This is a genomic window from Actinomadura sp. NPDC049382, assembly GCF_040677125.1.
GTDB classification, from domain to species: domain Bacteria; phylum Actinomycetota; class Actinomycetes; order Streptosporangiales; family Streptosporangiaceae; genus Spirillospora; species Spirillospora geliboluensis.
The window spans coordinates 26,152-50,944 of the sequence record NZ_JBFARO010000018.1; the positions used below are offsets into that span (position 1 = coordinate 26,152).

General features: G+C 73.6%; 23 protein-coding genes. 9 read left to right on the plus strand and 14 right to left on the minus strand.

The annotated features are described in order from the left end of the window. Positions 1–184: 184 nt before the first annotated feature. The gene (locus AB0K34_RS14350) at positions 185–1,360 is read left to right on the plus strand and encodes a serine/threonine-protein kinase (protein WP_364548573.1); all 1,176 of its coding nucleotides are present in this window, start codon (positions 185–187) and stop codon (positions 1,358–1,360) included. A gap of 16 nt (positions 1,361–1,376) precedes the next feature. Here the strand turns inward: AB0K34_RS14350 and AB0K34_RS14355 are convergent, their stop codons facing one another. Continuing rightward, positions 1,377–2,495 carry a PP2C family protein-serine/threonine phosphatase gene (locus AB0K34_RS14355; RefSeq protein ID WP_138642336.1) on the minus strand — a complete coding sequence of 373 codons (1,119 nt, stop codon included), beginning with the start codon at positions 2,493–2,495 and terminating at the stop codon, positions 1,377–1,379. Between the two features lie 176 nt (positions 2,496–2,671). On the opposite strand from AB0K34_RS14355, the gene AB0K34_RS14360 reads away from it, so the two are divergent. Beyond that, on the plus strand, positions 2,672–2,893 hold the full coding sequence (locus tag AB0K34_RS14360; protein ID WP_301174661.1) for a hypothetical protein: 222 nt from the start codon (positions 2,672–2,674) through the stop codon (positions 2,891–2,893). A 200-nt stretch (positions 2,894–3,093) separates the two neighbouring features. On the opposite strand, the gene AB0K34_RS14365 is transcribed toward AB0K34_RS14360, so the two are convergent. The 8 genes from AB0K34_RS14365 to AB0K34_RS14400 all read right to left on the minus strand — a co-directional run bounded on the left by AB0K34_RS14365 (position 3,094) and on the right by AB0K34_RS14400 (position 9,231). Continuing rightward, a complete protein-coding gene (locus AB0K34_RS14365; protein ID WP_138635555.1) occupies positions 3,094–3,570 on the minus strand; it encodes a ribose-5-phosphate isomerase in 477 nt (158 codons plus the stop codon). 55 nt (positions 3,571–3,625) lie between these two features. Further along, a complete protein-coding gene (locus AB0K34_RS14370) occupies positions 3,626–4,657 on the minus strand; it encodes a hypothetical protein (protein WP_138635556.1) in 1,032 nt (343 codons plus the stop codon). Between the two features lie 46 nt (positions 4,658–4,703). Next, positions 4,704–5,663: an ATP-binding protein gene (locus AB0K34_RS14375; protein ID WP_364548578.1), complete on the minus strand. Its 960-nt coding sequence runs from the start codon at positions 5,661–5,663 to the stop codon at positions 4,704–4,706. Positions 5,664–5,849: 186 nt separating this feature from the next. After that, the gene (locus AB0K34_RS14380; RefSeq protein WP_138635558.1) at positions 5,850–6,602 is read right to left on the minus strand and encodes an ABC transporter ATP-binding protein; all 753 of its coding nucleotides are present in this window, start codon (positions 6,600–6,602) and stop codon (positions 5,850–5,852) included. Next, positions 6,599–7,363, minus strand: a complete 765-nt coding sequence (gene cbiQ / locus AB0K34_RS14385; protein ID WP_364548581.1) for a cobalt ECF transporter T component CbiQ — start codon at positions 7,361–7,363, stop codon at positions 6,599–6,601. Before cbiQ ends, AB0K34_RS14380 begins: the two co-directional genes overlap by 4 nt. Next, positions 7,363–7,728, minus strand: coding sequence for a PDGLE domain-containing protein (locus AB0K34_RS14390; RefSeq protein WP_205719152.1), 366 nt, complete (start codon positions 7,726–7,728; stop codon positions 7,363–7,365). The genes cbiQ and AB0K34_RS14390 overlap by 1 nt, the downstream gene beginning before the upstream one ends. A 13-nt stretch (positions 7,729–7,741) precedes the next feature. Then, complete coding sequence (locus AB0K34_RS14395) at positions 7,742–8,458, minus strand: energy-coupling factor ABC transporter permease (protein ID WP_301174662.1); 717 nt, start codon at positions 8,456–8,458, stop codon at positions 7,742–7,744. Between the two features lie 158 nt (positions 8,459–8,616). Next, positions 8,617–9,231 carry a DsbA family protein gene (locus AB0K34_RS14400; protein WP_138635560.1) on the minus strand — a complete coding sequence of 205 codons (615 nt, stop codon included), beginning with the start codon at positions 9,229–9,231 and terminating at the stop codon, positions 8,617–8,619. 178 nt (positions 9,232–9,409) lie between these two features. Here AB0K34_RS14400 and pepN point away from each other — a divergent pair, with 178 nt between their 5' ends. Beyond that, a complete protein-coding gene (gene pepN / locus AB0K34_RS14405) occupies positions 9,410–11,944 on the plus strand; it encodes an aminopeptidase N (RefSeq protein ID WP_364548585.1) in 2,535 nt (844 codons plus the stop codon). 89 nt (positions 11,945–12,033) lie between these two features. Then, entirely contained in the window at positions 12,034–13,029 is a 996-nt protein-coding gene (locus AB0K34_RS14410) for a hypothetical protein (protein WP_301174663.1), read from the plus strand. On the opposite strand, the gene malQ is transcribed toward AB0K34_RS14410, so the two are convergent. Together malQ and AB0K34_RS14420 are read right to left on the minus strand one after the other, a co-directional pair. Next, on the minus strand, positions 12,990–14,990 hold the full coding sequence (gene malQ / locus AB0K34_RS14415) for a 4-alpha-glucanotransferase (protein WP_364548589.1): 2,001 nt from the start codon (positions 14,988–14,990) through the stop codon (positions 12,990–12,992). The two genes, AB0K34_RS14410 and malQ, sit on opposite strands and share 40 nt — an antisense overlap. A gap of 28 nt (positions 14,991–15,018) precedes the next feature. Then, positions 15,019–16,443 (minus strand): amidase, encoded by a 1,425-nt coding sequence (locus tag AB0K34_RS14420; RefSeq protein WP_364548592.1) that lies wholly within the window; start codon positions 16,441–16,443, stop codon positions 15,019–15,021. A 225-nt stretch (positions 16,444–16,668) separates the two neighbouring features. On the opposite strand from AB0K34_RS14420, the gene AB0K34_RS14425 reads away from it, so the two are divergent. From AB0K34_RS14425 to AB0K34_RS14435, 3 genes are all read left to right on the plus strand, one after another. Next, positions 16,669–17,523 (plus strand): nuclease-related domain-containing protein, encoded by an 855-nt coding sequence (locus tag AB0K34_RS14425; RefSeq protein WP_240807358.1) that lies wholly within the window; start codon positions 16,669–16,671, stop codon positions 17,521–17,523. Between the two features lie 266 nt (positions 17,524–17,789). Next, positions 17,790–19,655, plus strand: coding sequence for a dihydroxy-acid dehydratase (gene ilvD, locus AB0K34_RS14430; protein WP_364548594.1), 1,866 nt, complete (start codon positions 17,790–17,792; stop codon positions 19,653–19,655). Between the two features lie 148 nt (positions 19,656–19,803). Beyond that, entirely contained in the window at positions 19,804–20,151 is a 348-nt protein-coding gene (locus tag AB0K34_RS14435; protein WP_138635565.1) for a DUF1330 domain-containing protein, read from the plus strand. Here AB0K34_RS14435 and AB0K34_RS14440 read toward each other — a convergent pair. Together AB0K34_RS14440 and AB0K34_RS14445 are read right to left on the minus strand one after the other, a co-directional pair. Next, positions 20,148–20,366, minus strand: coding sequence for a zinc ribbon domain-containing protein (locus AB0K34_RS14440; RefSeq protein WP_138635566.1), 219 nt, complete (start codon positions 20,364–20,366; stop codon positions 20,148–20,150). The two genes, AB0K34_RS14435 and AB0K34_RS14440, sit on opposite strands and share 4 nt — an antisense overlap. Before the next feature lie 40 nt (positions 20,367–20,406). Then, positions 20,407–20,916 (minus strand): HNH endonuclease, encoded by a 510-nt coding sequence (locus AB0K34_RS14445; RefSeq protein WP_138635567.1) that lies wholly within the window; start codon positions 20,914–20,916, stop codon positions 20,407–20,409. Between the two features lie 309 nt (positions 20,917–21,225). Between AB0K34_RS14445 and AB0K34_RS14450 the strand changes: the two genes are divergently transcribed. Together AB0K34_RS14450 and AB0K34_RS14455 are read left to right on the plus strand one after the other, a co-directional pair. After that, on the plus strand, positions 21,226–23,325 hold the full coding sequence (locus AB0K34_RS14450) for a prolyl oligopeptidase family serine peptidase (protein ID WP_138635568.1): 2,100 nt from the start codon (positions 21,226–21,228) through the stop codon (positions 23,323–23,325). After that, complete coding sequence (locus AB0K34_RS14455; protein WP_364548599.1) at positions 23,322–24,092, plus strand: methyltransferase domain-containing protein; 771 nt, start codon at positions 23,322–23,324, stop codon at positions 24,090–24,092. The genes AB0K34_RS14450 and AB0K34_RS14455 overlap by 4 nt, the downstream gene beginning before the upstream one ends. Before the next feature lie 108 nt (positions 24,093–24,200). Here the strand turns inward: AB0K34_RS14455 and AB0K34_RS14460 are convergent, their stop codons facing one another. Beyond that, entirely contained in the window at positions 24,201–24,791 is a 591-nt protein-coding gene (locus tag AB0K34_RS14460) for a GNAT family N-acetyltransferase (RefSeq protein WP_364548602.1), read from the minus strand. Positions 24,792–24,793: the final 2 nt, after the last annotated feature.

Below are 24,793 nucleotides of genomic sequence, written 5' to 3' on the forward strand. Positions count from 1 at the left end.
GCCGGGCCGTGCCGCCGACTGACCCCCACTCTGCACGCCTCCGGTGCACGCGGTGCTACATCGACGTGACGATCACGTTTCCGCACTTCCTGCTGGAAGGGGCCATAATCTTCCTCCGAACGGGGATGGAGGGTCCGGAGACACCTGAGGGAGCGAGGAAACCTGAGGGAGCCGGGTACACCCCATGGACGGAGACATCAGACCGCTCGAACCCGCCGACCCGCGCGAGGTCGCCGGGCATACGCTGCTCGGCAGGCTCGGCTCGGGCGGCATGGGGACGGTCTACCTCGGCGCCGACCCCGAGTCCGGGGGACGCGTCGCGGTGAAGACGATCCATCCGCATCTCGCCGTCGACCCCGTCCACCGACGCAGGTTCAAGGACGAGGCGTACCTCGCGAGCCGCGTCGCGTCGTTCTGCACCGCGCGCGTCCTCGCGCACGGCGAGGAGGACGGGCGGCCCTACCTCGTCACCGACTACGTCGGCGGCGTCTCGCTGCACGACCGGCTCGTCCATGACGGGCCGCTGCCGCCCGCCGACCTGCACGGCGTCGCCGTCGGCGTCGCGTCCGCGCTCGCCGCGATCCACGCCGCCGGGCTCGTGCACCGCGACCTCAAGCCCGCCAACGTGATGCTGACGCTGTCCGGCTGCCGCGTCATCGACTTCGGCATCGCCAGCGAACCGGACGGGCCGGCCGCGGCCGGACCGTCCGGGCAGGTCCTCGGCACCCCCGGCTGGATGGCGCCCGAGGTGCTCGTCGGCGGGCCCGCGACCCCGGCCGCCGACATCTTCGCCTGGGGCTGCCTCATCGCGCACGCCGGGACCGGGCAGATGCCGATCGGCGGCGACCCCGCGACGCTGCGCACCGGCGAACCCGACCTGGACGGGCTGCCGGAGCCGCTCGTCCCGGCCGTCCGGGCCGCGCTCGCCCCCGACCCCGCCGCCCGTCCCACGGCGTCCGACCTGCTGCTCGCCCTCGTCGAGCAGCCGCAGGCGCAGCCGCACGTCGGCGGCTGGCCGGAGGCGGGCCCGCCGCGCCCGCGCCGCACCCCGGCCCCGACGAGCCGGCCCCGCCCGGCGGACCGCGCGGGGGCCGACACGAGGGCGTTCACGCCGCCCGGCATGGACGGCACCGCCTCGTCCACCCGGACCCGGTTCCTGGCGGGCGTCGGCGCCGCCGCTGGCACCGTCCTGGTCGGCGCCATCATCGCGGGGCTCGCGCAGGGCCGGGGGGACGCCCCGGCCGCGCCGTCCGCCCACATCCGGTCGACGCCGACGGCGTCGGTCGTGCCGACGAGGGCGCACAGGGCGAAGCACAAAGCGCGGCACGCCGGGCACAAAGGCAGGCACAAGCGCGGCTGAGCAGTCCGGTGCGTCGTCAGGTGCGCCAGATCAGGACGAGCGCGCAGTCGTCGTCGCGGGCCGCCGCCATCGTCTCGACCAGCTCCCGCGCGCCGCTGCCGAACCCCTGCGGGACGAGCCGCTCCGCCTCGCCGAGCAGCCGGTCGATACCGGCGTCCAGGTCGCTGCCGGGCGACTCCACCAGCCCGTCGGTGTAGAGGAGGAGCGCGTCGCCCGGCCGAAGCGTGCCCCGCTCGGGGACGCAGTTCAGGTCGGGCACCACGCCGAGCACGACGCCTTTGGCGGAGCTGACCCGCCATTCGCCGCGACTCGCGTCGAACTGCACCGCGGGCGGGTGCCCCGCCGACTCGACCGTGTACTCCCCCGACTTCAGGTCGACGACGACGTGCACGGCCGTGACGAAGCCCTCGTCCCAGCGCTGGCGCTGCAGGTAGGCGTTGCAGGCGGGCAGGAAGCGGTCGGTCTGGACCGATCCAAGCAGCCCGCCGAACGCGCCCGACAGCATCAGCGCCCGGGTCCCCGCGTCGGTGCCCTTCCCCGACACGTCGACGAGCGCCACCTCCAGCCTGCCGTCGTCGCAGGACGACACGACGAAGTCGCCGCCGAACGACGACCCGCCGGCCTGCAGCATCACGACCTGCGAGGACCAGCCGTCCGGCAACTCGGGCATCTCGCCCTGCCGCCGCAGCCGGTCGCGCAACTCCAGCAGCATCGAGTCGCCGCGGAGGCCCTGCACGCCGAGCTGCTGCCGCGTCCGAGCCAGGGTGAGCGCGAGCACCGCCGTGATGGTCAGCGTGGCGATCATGCCGGGGCCGATGGCGGCCACGTCCTGCCAGGCGTTGTAGGTCACCATGGCGACGACGACGCCGAGAAGTGCGAGAAGACTGCGCACCTTCAGCAGCAGACCGCCGCCGAGCACGATCAGTACCAGCGCGCCGGACGGGGCCAGCCCGCGCGAGTCACTCGTGGTGGCGAGGCCGATCGCGATCGCACCGGCCGCGAGCACGGCGAAGACGTACCGCTCCCGGGTCAGCTTGCCCTGCCGGGCCCACCGGTACAGCGCCACGAGCAGGGGGATCCGCCGCAGGACGGCGCGCACCCGCGGCGGTAGCAGCTGCACCAGTCGTTGAAGCATGACTCCGGCACTGTATCGAGCAATCACCCCGGACGGTCGGTATCCGGGCCACCGGTGACTCCTTGTAACGGTCCAGGACGGTTTTATCTGGGTATGTGTCACCGCGGGGACACATGATGCCCCGGTGAAGGCAGAGCCCCGGCGAGGGGCGGAGACACGGCGAGAGGAGCGGGCGCATGGTCCAGCCCGGCATGCGGATCACGGTCGACGCGGCGATGCGCGCGCGGGACGTCTCGCGCCCCCGCCCCGAGGGCGCCGAACCGCCGCCCGCGGCGGCCGGGCCGGGCCCCGGCAAGCCCGCCGAGCCCGCCCGGCGCACCAAGGCCGCCAAGAACGAACGGCGCCGCCAGGGCAAGCGCGGCACCACCAGCCGCCGCCCACCCGAGAACGGCCGCTGACCCCGCCACCCCCACGCCGCGCAGGACACCGCACCCGGGTCTCACAGCGCCCGGGTCCAACTCACACGCCCTGAGGCACCTCGCACAGCACCCAGCGCCAACCCAGGCGGCCAGCGTCACCTTGCGCGGCGCCCAGCGTCAACTCACGTAGCCGGCATCAACTCATGCAGCCCAGCGTCAGCTCACGCGCAGGGCGCGGGTCAGCTTTCGCGTGGGAGTGGGGGGAGTTCGCCCGTGTGCTCGTAGGCGCCGAGCATCCTGATGCGGCGGGTGTGGCGCGGCTCCTTGGAGTAGGCCGTGCCGAGGAACAGCTCGACGAACCGGGTCGCGGTGGCCAGGTCGTGCTGGCGGGCGCCCAGCGCGATGACGTTGGCGTCGTTGTGCTCGCGGGCGAGCGTCGCGGTGTCCTCGCTCCACACCAGCGCGGCGCGGACGCCCTTGACCTTGTTGGCCGCGATCGCCTCGCCGTTGCCGGAGCCGCCGATGACGATGCCGAGCGTCCCCGGCTCCGCGACCGTCCGCTCGGCGGCGCGCAGGACGAACGGCGGGTAGTCGTCCACGGCGTCGTACACGAACGCGCCGCAGTCGACGGCCTCGTGCCCGTTCTGCTTCAGCCAGGAGACGAGGTGCTCCTTCAGCTCGAAGCCGGCATGGTCGGATCCAAGAAACACGCGCATGCGGGAATTCTCGCAGGCCGCCGCGCGGTGCCCGCGCGCGGGTCGGGTCGCCGGGTCAGGAGTCGCCGGCGTCCCGCTTGCGGTCGACGATCGTCCGGTCGGCGAGGTTCAGGTCGTCGGAGTCGGCCGCGTTCTCGGGCGCGTTCTCGGGCGTGTCCTCGGCCGCGTCCTTGGGTGTCTCCTGCTCGGGCTCGGCCGGTTCCTCGGCGGGCGCCGGAGGCGTCGGCTCCATCGGGGCGGCCTGTTCGGCCTGCGGCGCGGACGGCTGCTGCGGGACGGACGGCTGCGGAGCGGACGGCTGCTGCGGCACCGGCGCCGCCCCATACGGCGGCTGCGGGGGCTGCTGCGGCGGGTACTGCTGCATCGGCTGCGGCGGGACGCCGCCCCAGGGCTGCTGCGGCTGCCCCTGCGGCGGAACGTACGGGGCCTGCTGCTGCATGGGTTGCATCGGCTGCTGCGGCTGCATCGGCTGCTGCATGGGCGCCATCGGCTGGCCGTAGGGCTGCTGGGCGTACGGGCCGGGCTGCGGCTGCTGTGCGTACGGGCCGCCGGGCTGCTGCCGCGCCCCCGCGCCGCGTCCGCGCGACATGAGGAAGCCCAGCAGCATGCCGAGCCCGGCGAGCCAGCCGTACCCGAACCCGAAGGACGCGCCGTGCGTCACCGAGGTGAACACGTTGGGCCCGGCGCCGTCCGGCATGTCGAGCGCCCAGTTGATCAGCGCTCCGTCGAACAGCCCGGCCACGCCGCCCGCGACGACCGTCGCCCACCAGCCGGTGAGGACCGCGCCGAGCGCGCCGCGCTCCGGGTCGACGGCGCGGGCGCCCGCCGCGGCGAGCAGGATCAGCAGGACGAAGAACAGGATCGTGCCGAGGTCGATCGCCACGAGGAACTTCCAGGTGGCGTCCCCGGCGGTCAGCCGCCAGCTCGGATACAGCAGCCAGTACAGCGGCGGCGCGAAGCCCTCGTCGTAGTGGATCCCCGACTCGTTGATCGCCTCGACCACCCACTGGTTGCCGAGGAGGATCGAGATGAGCGCGATGGGAACCACCGCGCCGCCCGCCATGACCAGCATCCGCCGCATCGTCATGGCGGGCTAGGTTAGTGCCGATCGGGTCCGGGCGGTAGGCCCGGCGTCACCCCGCGTAGGCGCCCGGTGCCTCGCCGGGGAAGCGGAAGCCGGGGTCGACCTGCGCTTCGAGGTCCTCCCCGGCCGCGCGGCTGGCCCAGCTCCGCGCGTTCTTCACGTGGAACTCGATGCCCTGGCGGCGGAACTTCTCCCAGTCCTTGACGCGGCCGTCGACCTCGGCGCGCATGCGGTCGAGCGCGGCGGTGTTGCCGTCCTCCAGCGCGACGCCGTGCCGGCCCTGCTCCAGCGCCCGGACGGCGGCGGACTGGCCGAGCCAGGTCAGCAGGTCGTCGCCGACGTGCTCGCGCAGGTAGGCGACGTCGTCCTCGGACTGGACCTTGTTGCCGACGACGCGGATGGCGACGTCGTAGTCGCGGGCGTACTCGGTGTACTGCCGGTAGACGCCGACGCCCTTGCGGGTGGGCTCGGCGACCAGGAACATCAGGTCGAACCGCGTGAACAGCCCGGACGCGAACGTGTCGGCGCCGGCGGTCATGTCGACGACGACGTACTCGCCCGGCCCGTCGACGAGATGGTTGAGGTAGAGCTCCACCGCGCCGGTCTTGGAGTGGTAGCAGGCCACACCGAGGTCGTCGTCGTTGAACGGGCCGGTGGCGAGCAGCGTGACGCCGTCCACCTCCTGCCCGGCCTCGTGGATCGGGTCGTCGCCGCGGAACCGCAGCAGCCGCGACCCGGCGCCCGGCGGGGTCGTCTTGGCCATCGCGGCGGCGGAGGAGATGCGCGGGTTGCCGCCGCGCAGATGCTCCTTGATCTCGGTGAGCCGGTCGCCGAGCGCCGGGATCTTGGCGGCGCGGGCCTCGTCCAGGCCGAGCGCGACGCCGAGGTGCTGGTTGATGTCGGCGTCGATGGCCACCACCGGCAGCCCGCGGCCGGCGAGGTGCCGGACGAACAGCGACGACAGGGTCGTCTTGCCGCTGCCGCCCTTGCCGACGAACGCAACCTTCACGAATGCCTCATTTCGGGTATGAAAACCGTTACCAGTGTCGAGACAGTCGAGTCTTGCGAACGACGGGCGGCGAGGCAAGCGGAACGGCCGAACAGGCCGTAACCCGATAGTCACTGTGAGAGGACGCCCCCCGCACGACGCTGACCGCCGCCCTCCGCTCCGCTGGAGCTCCGCTCCGGGCGCCGGTCAGCGGAGCGCGGCGGCCGGGTCGAAGCCGAAGGGGAGTTCGAGGCGGTGCGCGGCGAGCACGTCCGCGTCCGTGAGGAGGTCGCGGGTGGGGCGGTCGGCGGCGATGACGCCGCCGGACAGGATCACCGAGCGCGGGCACAGCTCCGCCGCGTACGGCAGGTCGTGCGTGACCATCAGGACCGTCACGTCCAGGCTCAGCAGGATCTCGGCGAGCTCCCGGCGGCTCGCCGGGTCCAGGTTCGAGGACGGCTCGTCCAGCACCAGGATCTCCGGCTCCATCGCCAGCACGGTCGCGACGGCGACGCGGCGGCGCTGCCCGAAGCTGAGGTGCTGCGGCGGCCGGTCGGCGGCGTGCGCCATGCCGACGCGCTCCAGGGCGGCCGTGACGCGGCGGTCCAGCTCGGCGCCGCGCATGCCGAGGTTGGCGGGCCCGAACGCGACGTCCTCCCGGACGGTCGGCATGAACAGCTGGTCGTCGGGGTCCTGGAAGACGATGCCGACGCGGCGGCGGATCTCCCGCAGCGCCTTCTTGTCCTTCGGGTCGACCGCGAGGCCGCCGACCCTGACCTCGCCCAGGCCGCCGTGCAGGATGCCGTTGAGGTGCAGGACGAGCGTGGTCTTCCCGGCGCCGTTCGGCCCGAGCAGCGCGACGCGCTCGCCGCGCCCGATCGTCAGGTCGACGCCGAACAGGGCCTGCGTGCCGTCGGGGTACGCGTACGCCAGGCCCTTCACCTCAAGGGACGGGGTCATGGCACCATCCAAGCAGCCAGCGCGACGAGCCCCGCGGCCAGCGGCAGCGCGGCGGCGGCCGTCCACTGCGCGGCGGTCGCGCCGACGTCGTGCAGGACGGGCATCCGGCCGTCGTAGCCGCGGCTCAGCATGGCCAGGTGGACGCGCTCGCCGCGCTCGTAGGAGCGCAGGAACAGCGCGCCCACCGACTTGGCGAGCACGCCCGTCGCGCGGATGTCGCGCGCCTCGAAGCCGCGCGACGCACGCGCCGTCCTCATCCGGCCCAGCTCGGCGGTGACGACGTCGCCGTAGCGCAGCATGAACGTGGCGATCTGCGTGATGAGCTGCGGCATGCGCAGCCGCTCGATGCCGAGCAGCAGCAGCCTCGGCTCTGTGGTCGCGGCCAGCAGGATCGACGCGACGACGCCGAGGGTGCCCTTGGCGAGGATGTTCCAGGCCCCCCACAGCCCGCTCTCGCTCAGCCGCAGTCCCAGCACGGCGACCTTCTCGCCCTCCGCGACGAACGGCATGAGGAAGGCGAACGCGACGAACGGGACCTCGATGACGACGCGCCGCGCCACCGTCCGGAACGGCACGCGGGCGGCGGCGGCCACGGCGGCGAGCAGCAGCGCGTAGACGCCGAACGCCCAGATCCGCTCGCGCGGCGTGGCGACGACGAGCAGCACGAACGCCAGGACGGCGACGAGCTTGCACTGCGGCGGCAGCCGGTGCACCGGCGAGGCGCCCGGCAGGTAGAGCCGGTGCGCGTGCCCGGCCCCCATCAGCCCTTCCGCGCCGGCTCGGACGGCGCCGTCCCGTCCTGCCCGGCGTCCTGCGCGGCGTCCTGCGCGGCGTCCGTGCCGCGCCGCCGGACGGCCCAGAACAGCCCGCCGCCGACGAGCAGGACGGCGCCGACGCCGACCACGCCGGACAGCCCGCCGGACAGCCGGGCGTTCTCGATGCCCTTCACCCCGTAGTCGCCGAACGGGGAGTCCTTGAGCGAGTGGTCCTTCTCCTTGGCGCTGATGCCCTTGTCCTCGGCGACCTTCTCCAGGCCGTCCGGGCTGGACGAGGCGTAGTAGCTGACGATGCCCGCGAGGACGAGCGAGACGAGCAGGAACCCGGCGAAGAAGCGCTTGGTGGTCATGTGAGGTCCCCTCTCAGGCGCGGGACGGCTCGGCCGGGCCGTCCGCCCCCTGCTCGGCGCCGGTGCGCAGTTCCAGCGGCTTCAGCAGCCCGCGCGCCCCGTACACGAGGTCGGGACGGACGGCGAGCACGCTCGACACGGTCACCGCGGTGATCAGCGCCTCGCCGATGCCGATGAGCACGTGCACGCCGATCATCGCGGTGGCGACCTTGCCGATCGACACGTCCGCCGTCCCGCCGACCGCGTAGACGGCGGTGAAGGCGATGGCGGCGGCGGGCACGGACACGACGGCGGCGACGAACGCCGACGCCGACACCGACGCCCGCGTCTTGGGCAGCACCCGCAGCAGGAGCCGGAACAGCCCGTACCCCACGAGGACCGTGACGAGCGCCATCGTGGTGATGTTGGTGCCGAGCGCGGTGAGGCCGCCGTCCGCGAACAGCAGCGCCTGCATCAGCAGGACGACCGAGACGCACAGCACCCCGGTGTAGGGCCCGACGAGGATCGCCGCGAGCGTGCCGCCGAGCAGGTGCCCGCTCGTCCCGGACGCGACCGGGAAGTTGAGCATCTGCGCCGCGAACACGAACGCGGCGGTCAGGCCGGCGAGCGGCGCGGTCCGGTCGTCCAGTTCCCGCCGGGCGCCGCGCAGCGCCACCGCGACCCCGGCCACGGCGACCGCGGCCGTCGCGACGGACACCGGAGCATCGATGAATCCGTCCGGTACGTGCACGTCTCCCACCGTCCTACCTGTTGCGAGCGATAGGCCCAGTTTGACGGCACACGCCTAGTAGTTGCAATACGGTCGCAATAGCAAGACGGCTGTCACTCGCGGGCCACCCCGCCGGGCCCACCCCGCTCAGGCGGAGCCCGGCCCGGTCGAAACCCGGCTCAGTCGAAGCTGGGCTCGCGGGTCCGCGTGCGCTTGAGCTCGAAGAACCCGTCGGTGGACGCCACGGCCCGCACACCGTCCCAGAGCTTCACGGCGGCCTCGCCGCGCGGGATGGGCGTGACCACGGGGCCGAAGAAGGCGCTGCCCTCGACCTCGATGACCGGGGTGCCGACCTCCTGGCCGACGCGGTCGATGCCGTCCTGGTGGGACGCCCGCAGCGCCTCGTCGTAGGCGGTGGAGTCGGCGGCGTCCGCGAGCGACGGGTCCAGTCCGGCGGCGGTCAGCGCCGCCTCGGCGAAGGCCCGGTCCAGCTTCTGCTTCTCGTGGTGGCGGCGCGTGCCCATCTCGGTGTAGAGGCGGCCGAGCACCTCCGGCCCGTACTTCTGCTCGGCGGCGATGCACACCCGCACCGGGCCCCACGCGTCGGCGAGCATCCGCCGGTAGTCGTCCGGGATGTCCTTGTCCTCGTTCAGGACGGCCAGGCTCATCACATGCCAGCGCACCTGGATCGGGCGCAGCTTCTCCACTTCCAGGATCCAGCGGGACGTGATCCACGCCCAGGGGCACAGCGGGTCGAACCAGAAGTCCACCGGGGTGGGCGAGTTTTCAGTCAACGTCGTCTCCTAGGGCGTGAAAAGAGCTGCCTTACGCGACAACCAGGGCGTCCCCGTCCCGATTCCCGGCGGGGGGAGGCTATCCAAGCCCGCCTCTCGGCCGTGGCGGGCGGACCGGGACGCCGTCCGGTTGGTAGACATGACTTCACCAAGCGATTAAGCCGACCAAGGAGTACATGTGGCAGGCAACCTCACGCGCGACGAGGCGCGGGAACGGGCCCGGCTGCTCACCGTCGAGTCGTACACGGTGGAACTGGACCTCACGACGGGCGCGGAGCGGTTCGCGTCCACCACTGTGGTCAGGTTCGGCAGCGCCGAGACGGGCGCGTCCACGTTCATCGACCTGCACGGCGCCGTCGTGCGGGAGGTCACCCTCAACGGCAAGGCCCTCGACCCCTCGTCCTATGACGCCGAGAAGGGGCGCGTCCCGCTGCCCGGCCTCGCCGCGGAGAACGAGCTGCGCGTCGTGGCCGACTGCGAGTACTCGCGGTCGGGCGAGGGGCTGCACCGGTTCGTCGACCCGGTGGACGACGGCGTGTACCTCTACAGCCAGTTCGAGACCGCCGACGCGCACCGCATGTTCACCTGCTTCGACCAGCCCGACCTCAAGGCCACCTTCGAGCTGACCGTGAAGGCGCCACAGGACTGGGAGGTCGTCACCAACGAGCCCGCCGAGTCGGCGGAGGGCGGCACGTGGCACTTCCTGCCGACGCCGCAGATCTCCACCTACATCACCGCGCTCATCGCCGGGCCGTACCACGTCGTCCGGGACGAGTACCGCCGCGAGGACGGCACCGTCATCCCCCTCGGCGTGTACTGCCGGGCGTCGCTGGCCGAGCACCTGGACGCCGACGCCATCGTGGACGTGACCCGCCAGGGCTTCGCCTACTTCGAGAAGGTCTTCGGCCGCCCCTACCCGTTCACCAAGTACGACCAGCTGTTCGTCCCCGAGTTCAACGCGGGCGCGATGGAGAACGCGGGCGCCGTGACGTTCCTGGAGGACTACGTCTTCCGGTCGCGGGTCACCGACGCCGCCTACGAGCGCCGCGCCGAGACGATCCTGCACGAGATGGCGCACATGTGGTTCGGCGACCTCGTCACCATGCGCTGGTGGGACGACCTGTGGCTGAACGAGTCGTTCGCCACGTACATGAGCGTCCTGTGCCAGGCCGAGGCCACCAAGTGGACGGGCTCGTGGACGACGTTCGCGAACCTGGAGAAGGCGTGGGCGTACCGGCAGGACCAGCTGCCGTCCACGCACCCGATCTCCGCCGACATCCCCGACATCCGCGCGGTGGAGGTCAACTTCGACGGCATCACCTACGCCAAGGGCGCGTCCGTCCTGAAGCAGCTCGTGGCCTATGTCGGCCTCGACAACTTCCTGGAGGGCGTCCGGCGGTACTTCGACCGGCACGCGTGGGGCAACACCGTCCTGACGGACCTGCTGGGCGCGCTTGAGGAGACCTCCGGCCGCGACCTCGCCTCCTGGTCGAAGGAGTGGCTGGAGACGGCCGGCGTCAACACGATGCGGCCCGAGTACGAGCTGGACGGCGACGGCAACTTCACGTCCTTCACCGTCCTGCAGGAGGCCAAGGCCGACTACCCGACGCTGCGTTCGCACCGCCTCGCGATCGGGCTGTACGACCTGACCGCCGACGGCCTCGTCCGGCGCGAGCGGGTCGAGCTGGACGTGGTCGGCGCCCGCACCGACGTCCCGCAGCTCGTCGGCAAGAAGCGGCCCGACCTCGTCCTCGTCAACGACGACGACCTCACCTACGCCAAGATCCGGCTGGACGAGCACTCGCAGAAGACGCTCATCGAGCACATCGGCGACATCAAGGAGAGCCTGCCGCGCGCGCTGTGCTGGTCGGCGGCGTGGGACATGACCCGCGACGCCGAGATGGCCACCCGCGACTACGTCCGGCTCGTCGCCAAGGGCATCCGCGGCGTCACCGACATCTCGGTCACGCAGACGCTGCTGCGGCAGGCGCGCACCGCCGTCCAGCAGTACGCCGACCCGGCATGGCGCAAGGAGGGCCTCGCCCTGCTCGCCGGCACGCTCGCCGACCTGGCGCGCGAGGCCGAGCCCGGCTCGGACCTCCAGCTCGCCTACACGCAGGCGTTCACCGCGTCGGCGGTGTCCGACGAGCACCTGGCGTTCGTCCAGGGCCTGCTGGACGGCTCGCAGACGCTCGTCGGCCTCACGGTCGACACCGACCTGCGCTGGGCGCTGCTGCGCCGCCTCGTGGTCACCGGGCGGGCGGGCGAGGCCGAGATCGACGCCGAGCACGAGCGGGACCGCACCGCCGCGGGCGAGCGGCACGCCGCCGCCTGCAAGGCCGCGATCCCGACCGCGGCGGCGAAGGCGTCCGCGTGGGAGCGGATCGTCTCGGGCGAGCTGCCCAACGCCGTCTACCGGTCGACGCTCGGCGGGTTCGTCGAGCCGGACCAGGCCGAGCTGCTCCTGCCCTACGTCGACCGGTACTTCGCCGAGGTCGGCCGGGTGTGGAAGGAGTGGACGAGCGACATGTCGCAGACGTTCGCCGAGGTCGCCTACCCGTTCCTGGTGATCGAGCAGTCCACCGTCGACCGGACCGAGGCGTACATCGCCGAGCAGAACCCGCCGGCGGCCCTCGCCCGGCTGCTGTCGGAGGGCCGCGACGGCGTCGCCCGCGCGCTGCGCGCCCGCGCGAAGGACGCGGCGTCCGCCTGAGCCGGTCCGCCCGAGGCTGTCCACCCGCCCCGTGACCGTGGGATCGTTGCACGGTCACGGGGCGGGCTACGGGGTTGGAGGACGGCCAGGTGGAGACGGCTCGGGACGTGCTGGCGGCGCTCGCGCGGCGCCACGCGTTCGGCGATCTTGAGGCGCTGGTCACGCAGGGCGGGCCGGCGGCGGGCGGCGGGTCGGCGGCGGTCGCGGCGCTGTGCGCGTTCGGGCAGCGCGTCCTCGACCTGGACGCCGAGGACTTCGGCATGCCGGAAGCGGCCGGCGAGGTCCCGGCCGACCTGCTGGACCGGGCCCGCGCCAGCCGGATGCCGCAGACGCCCCGGGAGCGCCCGCGCGGCGCCCTCGCGAGCCTGCGCCCCGCGTACTCCCTCCTGCTGGAGGTCATCGAGGTCCGGTGGCGGCGCCGCGACATGGCCGCGCTGGTCGCCGCCGTCCACATCGCCGCCGAGTACCTGCCGATGCTGGCCTGGGAGCCCGTCCTCGGCCATGCCGGCGACCCGGCGCTCATCGGCGCCTCGGTAAGCGGCGACGGCAGCCGGTTCGGGGTGCCGGTGGAGCCGGGTTCGCCGCGGATGTGCGACCACACCCGGCCGGAGCGCTCCGCCTGCGAGCGGACGCTCCGCGTCGCGAAGGAGCCGGGGCCGGGCTGGCGCGCCTACCTGGACCGGCAGCACAGCCAGGTGGCGTCCGCGCTGGGCGACTGCGCGGCCCGCTGCCGGACGCCCTGCTCGGTCATGACGCGCCTGGACGACGCCGTCCGCGCCGACCTGACCGACCGGTGCACGCTCGCCGTGGAGTTCACCGACGGGGCGCTCGTGAAGCTCCGCCATGCCGCGCCGGTCGGCCACGGGTTCGGCGTCCCGTCCCCCGAGGAGGTGCAGGCGGCGTGGACGCGCGCGCGCAAGTCGCTGTCACGCCTTCCGCTCGGCCACAAGGCGCTGGCGGACGCCGACGGCTCCTACCCCCTGCGCGGCCTGCCCGAGCTGTTCTCCGCCATCGCCGCGACCGATCTGCGTCCCGACACGCTCCTTCAGGACGTGACGAAGCGCATCGAGTCGGCGCTCTCCTGAAGGTCCTCCAGCAGGACGGGCAGGCCGTCGGCGCCGGCCAGCGGAACACGCCAGTTGGGGTACTCGTCGGTGGTGCCCGGCTGGTTCTGGGTGCGGCGCTCGCCGACGACGTCCGCCAGCGCCACGCCCCTGAGGCGGGCCGGGGTGCGCGCCAGGAAGGCGTGCAGGGCGTCCACGATCTGCTGGTCGTAGGTGGTCGCGCCTTCCGCGAGGGCCTGCATGACCTCGGCGGCGGGCGCGGGCAGCAGGCCCTCCTCGTGGAGGAGCGCCAGCCAGTCGCCCAACTGGCGGCGGTGGTCGGCCTCCTCGTCGGCGCGGGGCCGCGTCAGCAGGCCGAGGCGGTCGCGGAGCGCGATGTGGTCGCCGTGCACGAAGCCCGTGATGGGCGGCATGTCGTGGGTGCCGACCGTGGCCAGGGACAGCTCGCGCCACTCGGCCGCGGGCTTGGGACGTCCCGCGGCGTCGCGCTCGAACCAGAGGAGCGACGTGCCGAGCATGCCGCGGTCGGCCAGGTCGTCCCGGAAGTCGGGTTCGACGGTGCCGAGGTCCTCGCCGACCACGACGGCGCCCGCCCGTTCGGCCTCCCAGGCCAGGCAGCCGAGAAGCGCGTCCCGGTCGTAGCGGACGTACGTCCCGTCGGCCGGTGACCCGCCTTCGGGCACCCACCACAGGCGCGACACCTGCATCGCGTGGTCGAGGCGCAGCCCGCCGCCGTGCCGGAACGCGGCGGCCAGCATCTCCCGGAACGGGGCGTAGGCGGCGCCCGCGAGGCGGTGCGGGTGCCAGGGCGGCTGGCCCCAGTCCTGGCCGCGCTGGTTGAACTCGTCCGGCGGCGCCCCGACGCTCATGCCGGGCGCGAACAGGTCGCGGTACATCCAGGTGTCGGCGCTGCCGTGCGCGACGCCGACCGCGAGATCGTGGACGATCCCGACCGGCATCCCGGCGTCGGAGGCGGCCCGCTGAACGGCCGCCAGCTGGCCGTCCAGCCGCCATTGCAGCCAGGCGTGGAAGTCGACGCGCGGGGCGAGCCGCGCCGCCTCGTCGGCGACGGCGCGGCCGCCGGCGTCGTGGAGGTCCGCGGGCCAGCGGCGCCAGTCCGGGCCGTGCCTCTCGGTGAGCGCGCACCAGGTCGCGAACGCGGTGAGGGCCCGGCCCTCGCGGGCGCGGAACGCGTCGTAGTCGCGCTGGGCCGCGGTGCCGCGCGGGACGCGGTGCAGCAGTTCGAGCGCCCGGAGCTTGGCCGACCAGACCGCGTCGCGATCGAGGGCGCCGCCGGGGATGCGCAGCGGTTCGGCGAGCGCGCGCAGGCCCGCGCGGTCCTCGGGCGGCAGCGCCGCGTACTCGGGGAGGTCCTCGACGCGCAGGTACAGCGGGGAGGTGAAGCGGCGGCTCATCGGCGAGTAGGGGGACGCGCCGACCGGCGGGACGGGCTCGGCCGCGTGCAGCGGGTTGATCAGCGCGAACCCGGCGCCCCGCGCGCGGCCGCTCCACGCGGCGAGGTCGGCCAGGTCGCGCAGGTCGCCGATCCCCCAGGACGCGCGGGAGCGCACCGAGTACAGCTGGACGGTGAGCCCCCACACGCGGTCCGGGGTGCGCAGCCGGCGCGGCGCGACCAGCAGCGGCGCGCTCTCGGCCCCGGCGTGCAGCCGGTGCCAGCCGAGCGGCAGCCGCGCCGTGGGCGGGACGGTCTCGCCGGTCGCCAGCTCGACGCTCGCGCCCGGGAAGTCCGGCGCGCCGTCGCCGTGGCGGACGACCACGACCGGCGGCAGCGTCCGCGCGGGGGCCCGGACGCGTTCCAGTTCCGCCCTGGCGGCGCCCGGGGTGGAGGCGTCCACTCCGAGCGCCGCCAGGACGGCGACGAGCGTGTCCGGCGCGACCGCCGCCTCCCGGCCGCGCCAGTCGGCGTACCGCGTCGCGACGCCGTGGTGCCCGGCCAGCCTGATCAGTTCGTCGTCGCCCACGCCTGCACCATGCCCGGTGCGGGCGCGGTCACGCCGTCCAGATCTCCGGCGTGCGGCCGATCCACGGGCGGGCCTCCTCCAGCTGCGCGGACAGCGAGATCAGCGTGCCCTCGCCGCCGAGCCGCCCGGCCAGCATGACCCCGATGGGCCGCCCCTCGTCGTTCCAGTGCAGCGGGACGTTCACCGCCGGCTGCCCGGAGACGTTGTAGACCGCCGTGAACGGGGTGAAGTTGGTCTGGCGCCGGAAGTTCTCCTCCGGCTCCTGCCCGTGGAAGTGGCCGACGGGGACGGGCGGCGACGCGAGCGTCGGGTGCAGGATCGCGTCGAACCCGTCCGTGATCGGGAACGCGGCGCGCAGCGCGCCCTGCAGCGCGGCGTGCGACTGCATCAGCTGCGGCGCCGTGGTGGCCTCGCCGAGGCCGCGCAGCCAGCGGCTCAGCGGCTGCAGCAGGTGCTCACTCCCCTCCGGGACGGGCGTCATCGTCGCCATCACGCCCCACAGCGTCGCGAAGTGCGGGAGCAGGTCGGCGCCGAGCACCTCCGGCAGGTCGACGACCTCGTGGCCCAGCTCCTCCAGCAGCGCCGAAGCCTCCTCGTAGGCGGCGACGCAGTCGGGGTGGACCTCCACGCCCGGCACCGGCGGCTGCTTGCTCCGCGCGATGCGCAGCCGGCCCGGCGCCCGGTCGGCGTACGCGAGGAACGGCCCGTCGGCCTGCGGCGCCCGGTACAGGTCGCCCGGCATGTGGCCGGCCATCAGGTCCAGCATGAGGGCCGCGTCGCGGACGGTCCGGGCGATGGGCCCGTTGGTCGACAGTCCGAACAGGTCGGGGACGATCGGCCCCGCCGACACCCGGCCGCGGGTCGGCTTGATCCCGAACAGGCCGCAGGCGCTGCTCGGGATCCGGATCGAGCCGCCGCCGTCGCTGCCCTGCGCGATCGGCGCCAGCCCGGCCGCGACCGCCGCCGCCGCGCCGCCGGACGACCCGCCCGCCGACCGGGTGAGGTCCCAGGGGGTGCGGGCCGGGGGCGCGACGTCACCCTCCGTATAGCAGGGCAGGCCGAACTCGGGCGTCGTCGTCTTGCCCAGCAGCACGGACCCCGCTTGCGCGAGCTTGGTGACCACATGGTCGTCGGCGAACCCGGTCAGGTCGGCGTACACCGCCGACCCGAACGTCATCCGGACGCCGTTCACCATGTTCAGGTCCTTGATCGGGACCGGGACGCCGTGCAGCGGCGGCAGGTCCGCCGGGTCGGCCGCCTCCAGCACCGCCTTCTCGGCGCGGCGGGCCTCCTCGCGGGCGCGCTCGGCGGTGACGGTCACGTAGGCGCCGACCTGCTCGTTCAGCCGGTCGATGCGGGCCAGATAGTGGTCGGTGAGCTCGACCGGGGATACTTCCCTCGTGCGGACGGCGGCGGCCATCTGGGTGGCGCTCAGGTCATGGGTTTGTGTCACGAATCGGAACGCTAGACGCCGTGTGCGCGGGCATCAAAGAGGGCAGGGACGTAAAGGCGGAGGAAGGAGAAGAGTATCGGCCTACCCATCCGTCGCGTAAGTTACTCACTGTCCCGACGGCGACAAAACTATTAACCCCGCATGACTAGTCGCCGACCGGCCGGATGATTACTCTGCGCACGGAGGATCATGCCCCCGATGGGAAAGGGATACGGAGCGTCACTCATGGCGATCATGGAGCGGGGCAACACGCAGGGAGCCCGGGGCCAGCCCCGGGCCGAGTCCGAGGAGTCGCGGCCGGTGGAGGCACGGTCGGAGGAAGCGCGTGAGCACCATCACCCGGCGCCGGTGACCGAGCGTCCGGAGGAGGGCGAGCGCACCGCCGCGACGCCGCTCGACGACCCCCGGATCCGCCGCTGGGCGTGGCGGGCCGGCGCGGCCGTCGTCGCGGGCGTCGCCGTCATGGTCCTGGTCGGCTGGCGGCTGGGCGTCGCCGTCGCGGTCCTGGTGGTCGTCGGCGATGTCGTCCGGACGTCCCGCAGGAGCTCCTCCGTCACCGCCTGGCAGAAGTCCTCGGCCGCCGAACGGCGCACCGAGAAGCAGCTGAAGTCCCTCCAGCGCAACGGGTACCTCGTGCTGCACGCGCGGGCCGTCCCCCGCGACGACGAGGGCGTCAGCGACGGGCGGATCGACCACCTCGTGATCGGGCCGAGCGGCGTCTACGCCATCGACTCCGAGAAGTGGGACAAGCGCCTCCCCGTGCGCACCATGTCCCACCTGAAGCTCTTCCACGGCCCCTTCAACAAGAAGGACCGGCTGGACGAGGCGCGCTGGGAGGCCCAGATGGCCAGCAGCATCCTCGCCGAGCGGGTCGGCTTCGAGGTCCCGGTGCAGGCCTCCGTGGCGATCTACGGCCCGTCGATCCCGTGGAAGGTCATGCGGGTGCGGGACGTCGACGTCTACGCCGGCAACCGGGCCCGCGCCTACCTGCGGCGCCGTCCGAAGATCCTCACCGACGGCGACGTGCAGCGCATCTTCCAGGCGGCGGAGCAGGCCCTGCCGCCGAAGTACCCCGACTGAGGCCGAGGGCGGCCTGCTTCCCCGGGCCGCCCGCCCCAGCTGCTCGACGGCGAGCCCGCCGGGACGTCCGCGTCCCGGCTTTTCTCATGCCCGCTCACCGGTTGGTAGCATCGAGGGTCACGGGCCGGCCCGCGCGCGACCTCCGCTGAGCCGGCGGCAGCGCCGAGATCCGCCGCTGCGAGCACGCTTCCGAAGGCGACCCGCCCCGCCACGCCGAACCACGCGCGGCCCGTCGTCCCCGCACGCCACAGGTTTGGAGAGGTCACATGCCACCGCTCAGGTCACGCACGGTCACGCACGGCAGGAACATGGCGGGCGCCCGCGCCCTCATGCGCGCCAGCGGCGTCGAACGCGAGGACTTCGGCAAGCCGATCGTCGCGGTGGCCAACAGCTTCACCCAGTTCGTGCCGGGCCACGTCCACCTGGACGAGGTCGGCAAGGTCGTCGCGGGCGCGGTCCGCGAGGCCGGCGGCGTGCCCCGCGAGTTCAACACCATCGCCGTGGACGACGGCATCGCGATGGGCCACGGCGGCATGCTGTACTCGCTGCCGTCCCGCGAGCTGATCGCCGACGCCGTCGAGTACATGGTCAACGCGCACTGCGCCGACGCCCTCATCTGCGTCTCCAACTGCGACAAGATCACCCCGGGGATGCTGCTGGCCGCGCTGCGGCTGAACATCCCGACCGTGTTCGTCTCCGGCGGCCCGATGGAGGCCGGCAAGCCGGTCGCGGGCGTCATGGGCGGCAACAAGCTCGACCTGATCGACCCGATGATCGCCTCCGCGGACGTCTCGATCGCCGACGACACCCTGCTGGAGATGGAGGAGTCCGCCTGCCCGACCTGCGGGTCCTGCTCCGGCATGTTCACGGCGAACTCGATGAACTGCCTCACCGAGGCGATCGGGCTGGCGCTGCCCGGCAACGGCACCGTCCTCGCCACCCACACCGCCCGCCGCCGCCTCTACGAGGACGCCGGCCGCACCGTCGTCGAGATCGCCAAGCGGTACTACGACGGCGACGACGAGTCCGTCCTGCCGCTGAACATCGCCACCCCGCAGGCGTTCGAGAACGCGATGGTGCTGGACGTCGCGATGGGCGGCTCCACCAACACGATCCTGCACCTGCTCGCCGCCGCGACCGAGGCCCGCGCCGACTTCGGGCTGGCCGAGATCGACGCGGTGTCGCGCCGCGTCCCGTGCATCTGCAAGCTGGCCCCGGCGACCGCCAAGTACCACGTCGAGGACTGCCACCGCGCCGGCGGCATCCCCGCGCTGCTCGGCGAGCTGCACCGGGGCGGGCTGCTGCACGGCTCGGCGCACTCGATCCACTCCGCGTCCCTGGACGAGTTCGTCGCCAAGTGGGACGTCCGCTCCCCCGACGTCCTGCCCGAGGCCGTCGAGATGTTCCACGCGGCTCCCGGCGGCGTCCGCAGCACCTCGGCCTTCTCGCAGAGCGCCCGCTGGGAGACCCTCGACCTCGACCGCGAGAACGGCTGCATCCGCTCCGTCGAGCACGCCTACACCGCCGACGGCGGGCTCGCCGTCCTGCGCGGCAACATCGCCCCCGACGGCGCGATCGTCAAGACCGCCGGCGTCGAGGAGGAGCTGTGGACCTTCACCGGCCCCGCCGTCGTCTTCGAGTCGCAGGACGAGGCCGTCGAGGGCATCCTCAGCGGCCGGGTCACGCCCGGTGACGTCGTCGTGATCCGCTACGAGGGCCCGAAGGGCGGCCCCGGCATGCAGGAGATGCTGTACCCGACGAGCTTCCTCAAGGGCCGCGGGCTCGGCAAGGCGTGCGCGCTGATCACCGACGGCCGGTTCTCCGGCGGCACGTCCGGGCTGTCCATCGGGCACGCCTCCCCGGAGGCGGCGGGCGGCGGGATCATCGCCCTCGTCGAGGACGGTGACCGCGTCGTCATCGACATCCCGAACCGCGTCCTGGAGCTGGACGTCCCGGCGGACGAGCTGGAGATCCGCCGCGAGAAGCTGCTCGCCGACCTCGGCGGCTACCGGCCCCGCGACCGCAACCGCCCGGTCAGCGCCGCGCTGCGGGCCTACGCGGCGATGGCCACGTCCGCGTCCACCGGCGCCGCCCGCGACGTGTCGCAGCTCGACCGCCTCCCCCACAACTGAGCGAGGCGGGGTGCGTCCCCCCACGGAGATCACGAGCAAGCGGGCCCGGCGCTTTACCCGGCGGGTAATCGCCGCCGTTCCCTGACTTCGGCACAGTGGTGGGTGCCGGGCGAGACCAGCCCGGCGCCCACCGCCGAAGGAGTCCGCGATGACCGCCTACGCCCTCGCCCACCTGCGGCCGCAGCCGCCGCTGCACGACGACGTCTTCACCTACATCGAGCGCATCCAGGACACCATGGACCCGTTCGGCGGCCGCTTCCTCGTCCACGGCGTGAACCCCGAGGTGATGGAGGGGCCGTTGGAGGGGAGCTACGTCCTGATCGAGTTCCCCGACATGGACAGGGCCCGCGCCTGGTACGAGTCGGACGCCTACCAGGCGATCCTCCCCATGCGCACCGACCACATCCCGGGCACCGCCGTGCTGCTGCAGGGCGTCCCGCCGGGCTACGACCCCGCGGCGACCGGACGGGCCATGCGCGCCGCCCAGAACGGCTAGGAGCAGCAGCCTCCGCCGCAGCAGCCGCCTCCGCCGGCGGGCTTCGGCGGGGGCGCCGTGCCGCGGGAGGTGCCGGTGACGGCGACCGTGGACAGCAGCTTGACCGTGTCGTCGTGGCCGTCCGGGCAGGGGGCCGGGTCGGACGCGTTGATCATCGGGCGGGAGACCTCGAAGGTCGATCCGCACGCGCGGCAGCGGTAGTCATAACGAGGCACGGCCCCAGGATACGTGGTCGCCGGGACGCGGGGCCGCCGGTCAGGCCGCCGGTTCGGAGACGTAGGCGGCCCACTGGGGGTCGCCGTCCTGGACGAGGCCGATGAGCCGCCAGTGCGCGCCGCGCGGCACGGCGGGCGGGACGGGGAGCGTCCAGCCGAGCTCCGACAGCAGCCGGTCGGCCTTGCTGTGGTTGCAGGTCATGCAGGAGGCGACGCAGTTCTCCCACACGTGCTTGCCGCCGCGGCTGCGCGGATGGACGTGGTCGATCGTCTCGGCCCGGCGCCCGCAGTAGACGCAGCGGAAGTTGTCGCGCCGCATCAGCGCGGCCCGAGTCAGGGGCACGCGGGTGCGGAACGGGATGCGGACGTAGCGGCGCAGCCGGATCACCGACGGCACCTCGACCGTCATCGTGGCCGAATGCAGCACCGCGCCCGTCATGTCGTGATGGACGATCTCGGCCTTCTCCCGGAGCACGAGGCAGACCGCCCGCCGCAGCGGCAGCGTGGTGAGTGGTTCGTACGTCGCGTTCAGGAGCAGGACCTGTCGCATCAGACGGCCTCCGCCGGGTTCGGCGGGATCGCCGGATTCGGCGGGTTCGGCGGATTCGGGGGGTGGGTCGCCTCGGCGGGCGCGGTCGACCGCGCCTCGGACCGAGGCCCGATTATCGTCTCCGGTTCCTGCGCCCTCACCATGAGAACCTCCCCAGGGGCGAACCGACCTTCATCAGTGTGGCGTCTGAGGGAGCCCGTCCGCTACCCCAATAATCCCCCAGCGCGCGCCGGATCGAACGCGGACCCGCGTTCAGGGCAGGGGGGACTGTCCGGACGGCCAGCCCCGAAGGGCCAATACAGTGCATTCATGACGCCGTATCCGCCCGCGCAGCGCCAGGACATCGTCGAGGACATCCACGGCCACCGGGTCGCCGACCCGTACCGGTGGCTGGAGGACGCCGACAGCCCCGAGACCGCGGAGTGGCTCGCCGCGCAGGACCGGCTCTTCCACAAGGTCGTGGACGCGCTGCCGGGCCGCGACGCGCTGCGGGCCCGCCTCGGCGAGCTGCTCGGCGCGGGCAGCGTCGGCTCCCCCGTGTGGCGGGGCGAGCGGCGGTTCTTCACCCGCCGGGACGCCGGGCAGGAGCACCCCGTCCTCTACACGGCGGACCCGGACGGCACCGAGCGCGTCCTCGTCGACCCGATGGCGCTCGACCCGGACGGCACGACGACGCTCGACGGCTGGCAGCCCGACAAGGAGGGCCGCCGCCTCGCCTACAAGGTCTCCACCGGCGGGGACGAGGAGTCCCTGCTGTACGTCATCGACGTCGCGACCGGCGAGCGGGTCGAGGGGCCGATCGAGCGGGCCCGGTACTCCGCCGTCGCGTGGCTGCCGGGCGGCGAGGCGTACTACTACTCGCGCCGGCTGCCCGCGCACGAGGTCCCGGACGGCGAGGAGCAGTACCACCGGCGCCTCTACTTCCACCGGGTCGGCACCGACCCCGACGCCGACGACGTGCTGATCTTCGGCGCGGGCCGCGACAAGACCAACTACTACGGGGCCGGCGTCAGCCGGGACGGGCGCTGGCTGACGGTCTCGTCGTCGCAGGGCACGGCGCCGCGCAACGACCTGTGGATCGCGGACCTGTCCGCGTCGCCGCCGGAGGCCCCGGAGCTGCGCCCCGTCCAGGAGGGCGTGGACGCCGGCACCGGCCTGCACGTCGGGCGCGACGGCCGCGCCTACATCTTCACCGACCGGGACGCGCCCCGCTCCCGGCTCTGCGTCGCCGACCCGGCCGACCCGTCCTACGAGCACTGGCGGGACCTCGTCCCGGAGGACCCGGAGGCCGTCCTCACCGACTTCGCGATCCTCGACGGCCTGGACCGGCCCGTCCTGCTGGCCGGGTGGACGCGGCACGCGATCAGCGAGATCACCGTCCACGACCTGGCGACCGGGGAGCGGATCGGCACCGTCCCGACGCCGGGCCTCGGCTCGATCGGCGGGATCGTCGAGCGGCCCGAGGGCGGGCACGAGGCGTGGTTCGGCTACACCGACAACACCACCCCGTCCTCGGTCATGCGCTACGACGCGCGCACCGGCGAGACCACGCCGTGGGCGTCGGCGCCGGGCGCGGTCGAGGTCCCGGAGATCGAGACGCGCCAGGTCGTCTACACCTCCCGCGACGGCACCGAGGTGCGGATGCTGGTCGCGTCCCGCCCCGGGCTGTCCGGCCCGCGCCCGGCGATCCTCTACGGGTACGGCGGCTTCAACATCTCCCTCACCCCGTCCTACTCGGCGAGCATCCTGGCCTGGGTGGAGGCGGGCGGCGTGTACGCGGTCGCCAACCTGCGCGGCGGGTCCGAGGAGGGCGAGGAGTGGCACCGCGCGGGCATGCGCGAGCGCAAGCAGAACGTCTTCGACGACTTCCACGCCGCCGCCGAGAAGCTGATCGCGGACGGGCTGACCACGCCCGCCCAGCTCGCGATCTCCGGCGGCTCCAACGGCGGCCTGCTCGTCGGCGCGGCCCTCACCCAGCGCCCCGACCTGTACCGGGCGGTGGTCTGCTCGGCGCCGCTGCTCGACATGGTGCGCTACGAGCGGTTCGGCCTCGGCCAGACCTGGAACGACGAGTACGGGACGGCGGACGACCCCGAGGAGTTCGGCTGGCTCATCGGCTACTCCCCGTACCACCACGTCCACCCGGGCACCGCGTACCCGGCCGTGCTGTTCACGACGTTCGGCAGCGACACCCGCGTGGACCCGCTGCACGCCCGCAAGCTGTGCGCGGCGCTGCAGTACGCCACCGCGTCGGACGCGCCGGTCCTGCTGCGCGACGAGGCCGAGGTGGGGCACGCCGCCCGCTCGGTGAGCCGCTCGGCCGACCTGATGACCGACACGCTCACGTTCCTGGCCGCGCAGACCGGGCTGTCCTTCGACGAATTGACTCATGGTCTAATAGCGGGATGACGGTGCAGACCACCACGGTCCTCGACCTCCTGCGCGAGCCGCCCCGGGAGCCCGACACGTCGGCCGGCTACCTCGACCTGCTCGGCCCGCCGGCGAAGCCGTCGCTGGCCCAGTCCGCGATGGAGTCGACGTTCCTGCCGCGCATCTACGAGAAGGTGTGGCGGCCGATCGGCTTCAACCTCGCCAAGGGCTGGCCGTTCGGCCCCGACACCGCCGCCGAGCACGCGATGGCCCGCGAGTGGCTGGGCCTCACCGATCGCCCGCCGGCGACGGTGCTGGACGTGGCGTGCGGCCCCGGCAACGTGACCCGGGCCCTCGCCGAGGGGGTCGGCCCGGACGGCCTGGTCGTCGGCCTGGACGCGTCCGAGACCATGCTGGCGCAGGCCGTCCGCGACACCCCCGAACCCCACCTGGACGACGCCCGCATCGACTACGTGCGCGGCGACGCCGTCGACCTCCCGTTCCGCGACGGCGTGTTCGACGCCGTCTGCTGCTTCGGCGCGCTCTACCTGTTCGACGACCCGTGGCGGGCGCTGGACGGCATGGCCCGCGTCCTGCGGCCCGGCGGCCGGCTCGTCATCCTCACCTCGCGCCGCCCCGTCCCGCTCCCGAGCGCCCGCATCGCGGGCGCGCTGATCCGCCGGACCACGGGCTTCACGGTCTTCGGCGACCGCGAGGTGACCCGCGCGCTCACCGCCCGCGACTTCACGGACGTGCGCCGGCACCGCTACCCGCTGATGCAGATGCTCGCCGCCCGCCGCCCCTGACCCGCGCGAGGTACGGCGCGGGTCAGCGGCGGCGCCGGGTCGGCGGAATCACCGCGTCAGCGGAGCAACGGGGTCAGCGGAGGCGTGCGGTCGGCGCAGCCACGGGGGTCAGCGGAGGGGCTTCTCGATGTAGATGTTGACGATGCCGCCGATGGTCTCGCGGCGGGTCTCGCGCCAGCCGAACTTGCGGTAGAGGGCCAGCGCGGGGCCCTGGAGCTCGGTGGTGTCGGCGCGCAGGACGCGGTAGCCGTACTCGGCGGCGCGCTCCTCCAGCGCCCGGACGAGCGCGGCGCCGTAGCCGCGGCGCTGGACGGCCGGCAGGACGCGCAGGCGCACCATCTCGACGGCGTTCAGCTCGCGGGCGCCGGGGGCGTAGCCGCCGAACGCGCGGGCGTGCCCGCCGGGGATGAGGTCGGCGCGGCGCAGGCCGCCCATCGCGACGATCCGGGCGCCGAGCTCGCCGACGAGGAACTCGCCGTCGTTGCGGAGGTAGATGTCCTCCATCCGGAAGAAGTCGTGGTCGTAGTAGACGCCGTCGCCGGGCCGCAGGCCGACCTGGGCGAGGCCCTCGCGGTGCAGGGCCAGGACGGTGCCGTGGTCGGCCGCGTGGTAGCGGCGGATGCGCAGGTCGCCGAACCGCCAGACGGGCGGCTCGTCCTCCAGCCGGACGAGGTGGCCCTGCGAGAAGGTGCTGCCCATGC

Excerpts from the sequence above, each read along its gene's own strand:
- AB0K34_RS14445 (WP_138635567.1), bottom strand. The coding sequence starts at position 20,916 with ATGCGACAGGTCCTGCTCCTGAACGCGACGTACGAACCACTCACCACG.
- AB0K34_RS14365 (WP_138635555.1), bottom strand. The coding sequence starts at position 3,570 with ATGCGCGTGTTTCTTGGATCCGACCATGCCGGCTTCGAGCTGAAGGAG.
- AB0K34_RS14360 (WP_301174661.1), top strand. The coding sequence starts at position 2,672 with ATGGTCCAGCCCGGCATGCGGATCACGGTCGACGCGGCGATGCGCGCG.
- AB0K34_RS14460 (WP_364548602.1), bottom strand. The coding sequence starts at position 24,791 with ATGGGCAGCACCTTCTCGCAGGGCCACCTCGTCCGGCTGGAGGACGAG.
- AB0K34_RS14390 (WP_205719152.1), bottom strand. The coding sequence starts at position 7,728 with ATGACCACCAAGCGCTTCTTCGCCGGGTTCCTGCTCGTCTCGCTCGTC.
- AB0K34_RS14425 (WP_240807358.1), top strand. The coding sequence starts at position 16,669 with ATGGCGATCATGGAGCGGGGCAACACGCAGGGAGCCCGGGGCCAGCCC.
- AB0K34_RS14450 (WP_138635568.1), top strand. The coding sequence starts at position 21,226 with ATGACGCCGTATCCGCCCGCGCAGCGCCAGGACATCGTCGAGGACATC.
- cbiQ (WP_364548581.1), bottom strand. The coding sequence starts at position 7,363 with ATGGGGGCCGGGCACGCGCACCGGCTCTACCTGCCGGGCGCCTCGCCG.
- AB0K34_RS14435 (WP_138635565.1), top strand. The coding sequence starts at position 19,804 with ATGACCGCCTACGCCCTCGCCCACCTGCGGCCGCAGCCGCCGCTGCAC.
- AB0K34_RS14370 (WP_138635556.1), bottom strand. The coding sequence starts at position 4,657 with ATGACGATGCGGCGGATGCTGGTCATGGCGGGCGGCGCGGTGGTTCCC.
- ilvD (WP_364548594.1), top strand. The coding sequence starts at position 17,790 with ATGCCACCGCTCAGGTCACGCACGGTCACGCACGGCAGGAACATGGCG.
- AB0K34_RS14355 (WP_138642336.1), bottom strand. The coding sequence starts at position 2,495 with ATGCTTCAACGACTGGTGCAGCTGCTACCGCCGCGGGTGCGCGCCGTC.
- AB0K34_RS14455 (WP_364548599.1), top strand. The coding sequence starts at position 23,322 with ATGACGGTGCAGACCACCACGGTCCTCGACCTCCTGCGCGAGCCGCCC.
- AB0K34_RS14350 (WP_364548573.1), top strand. The coding sequence starts at position 185 with ATGGACGGAGACATCAGACCGCTCGAACCCGCCGACCCGCGCGAGGTC.
- AB0K34_RS14380 (WP_138635558.1), bottom strand. The coding sequence starts at position 6,602 with ATGACCCCGTCCCTTGAGGTGAAGGGCCTGGCGTACGCGTACCCCGAC.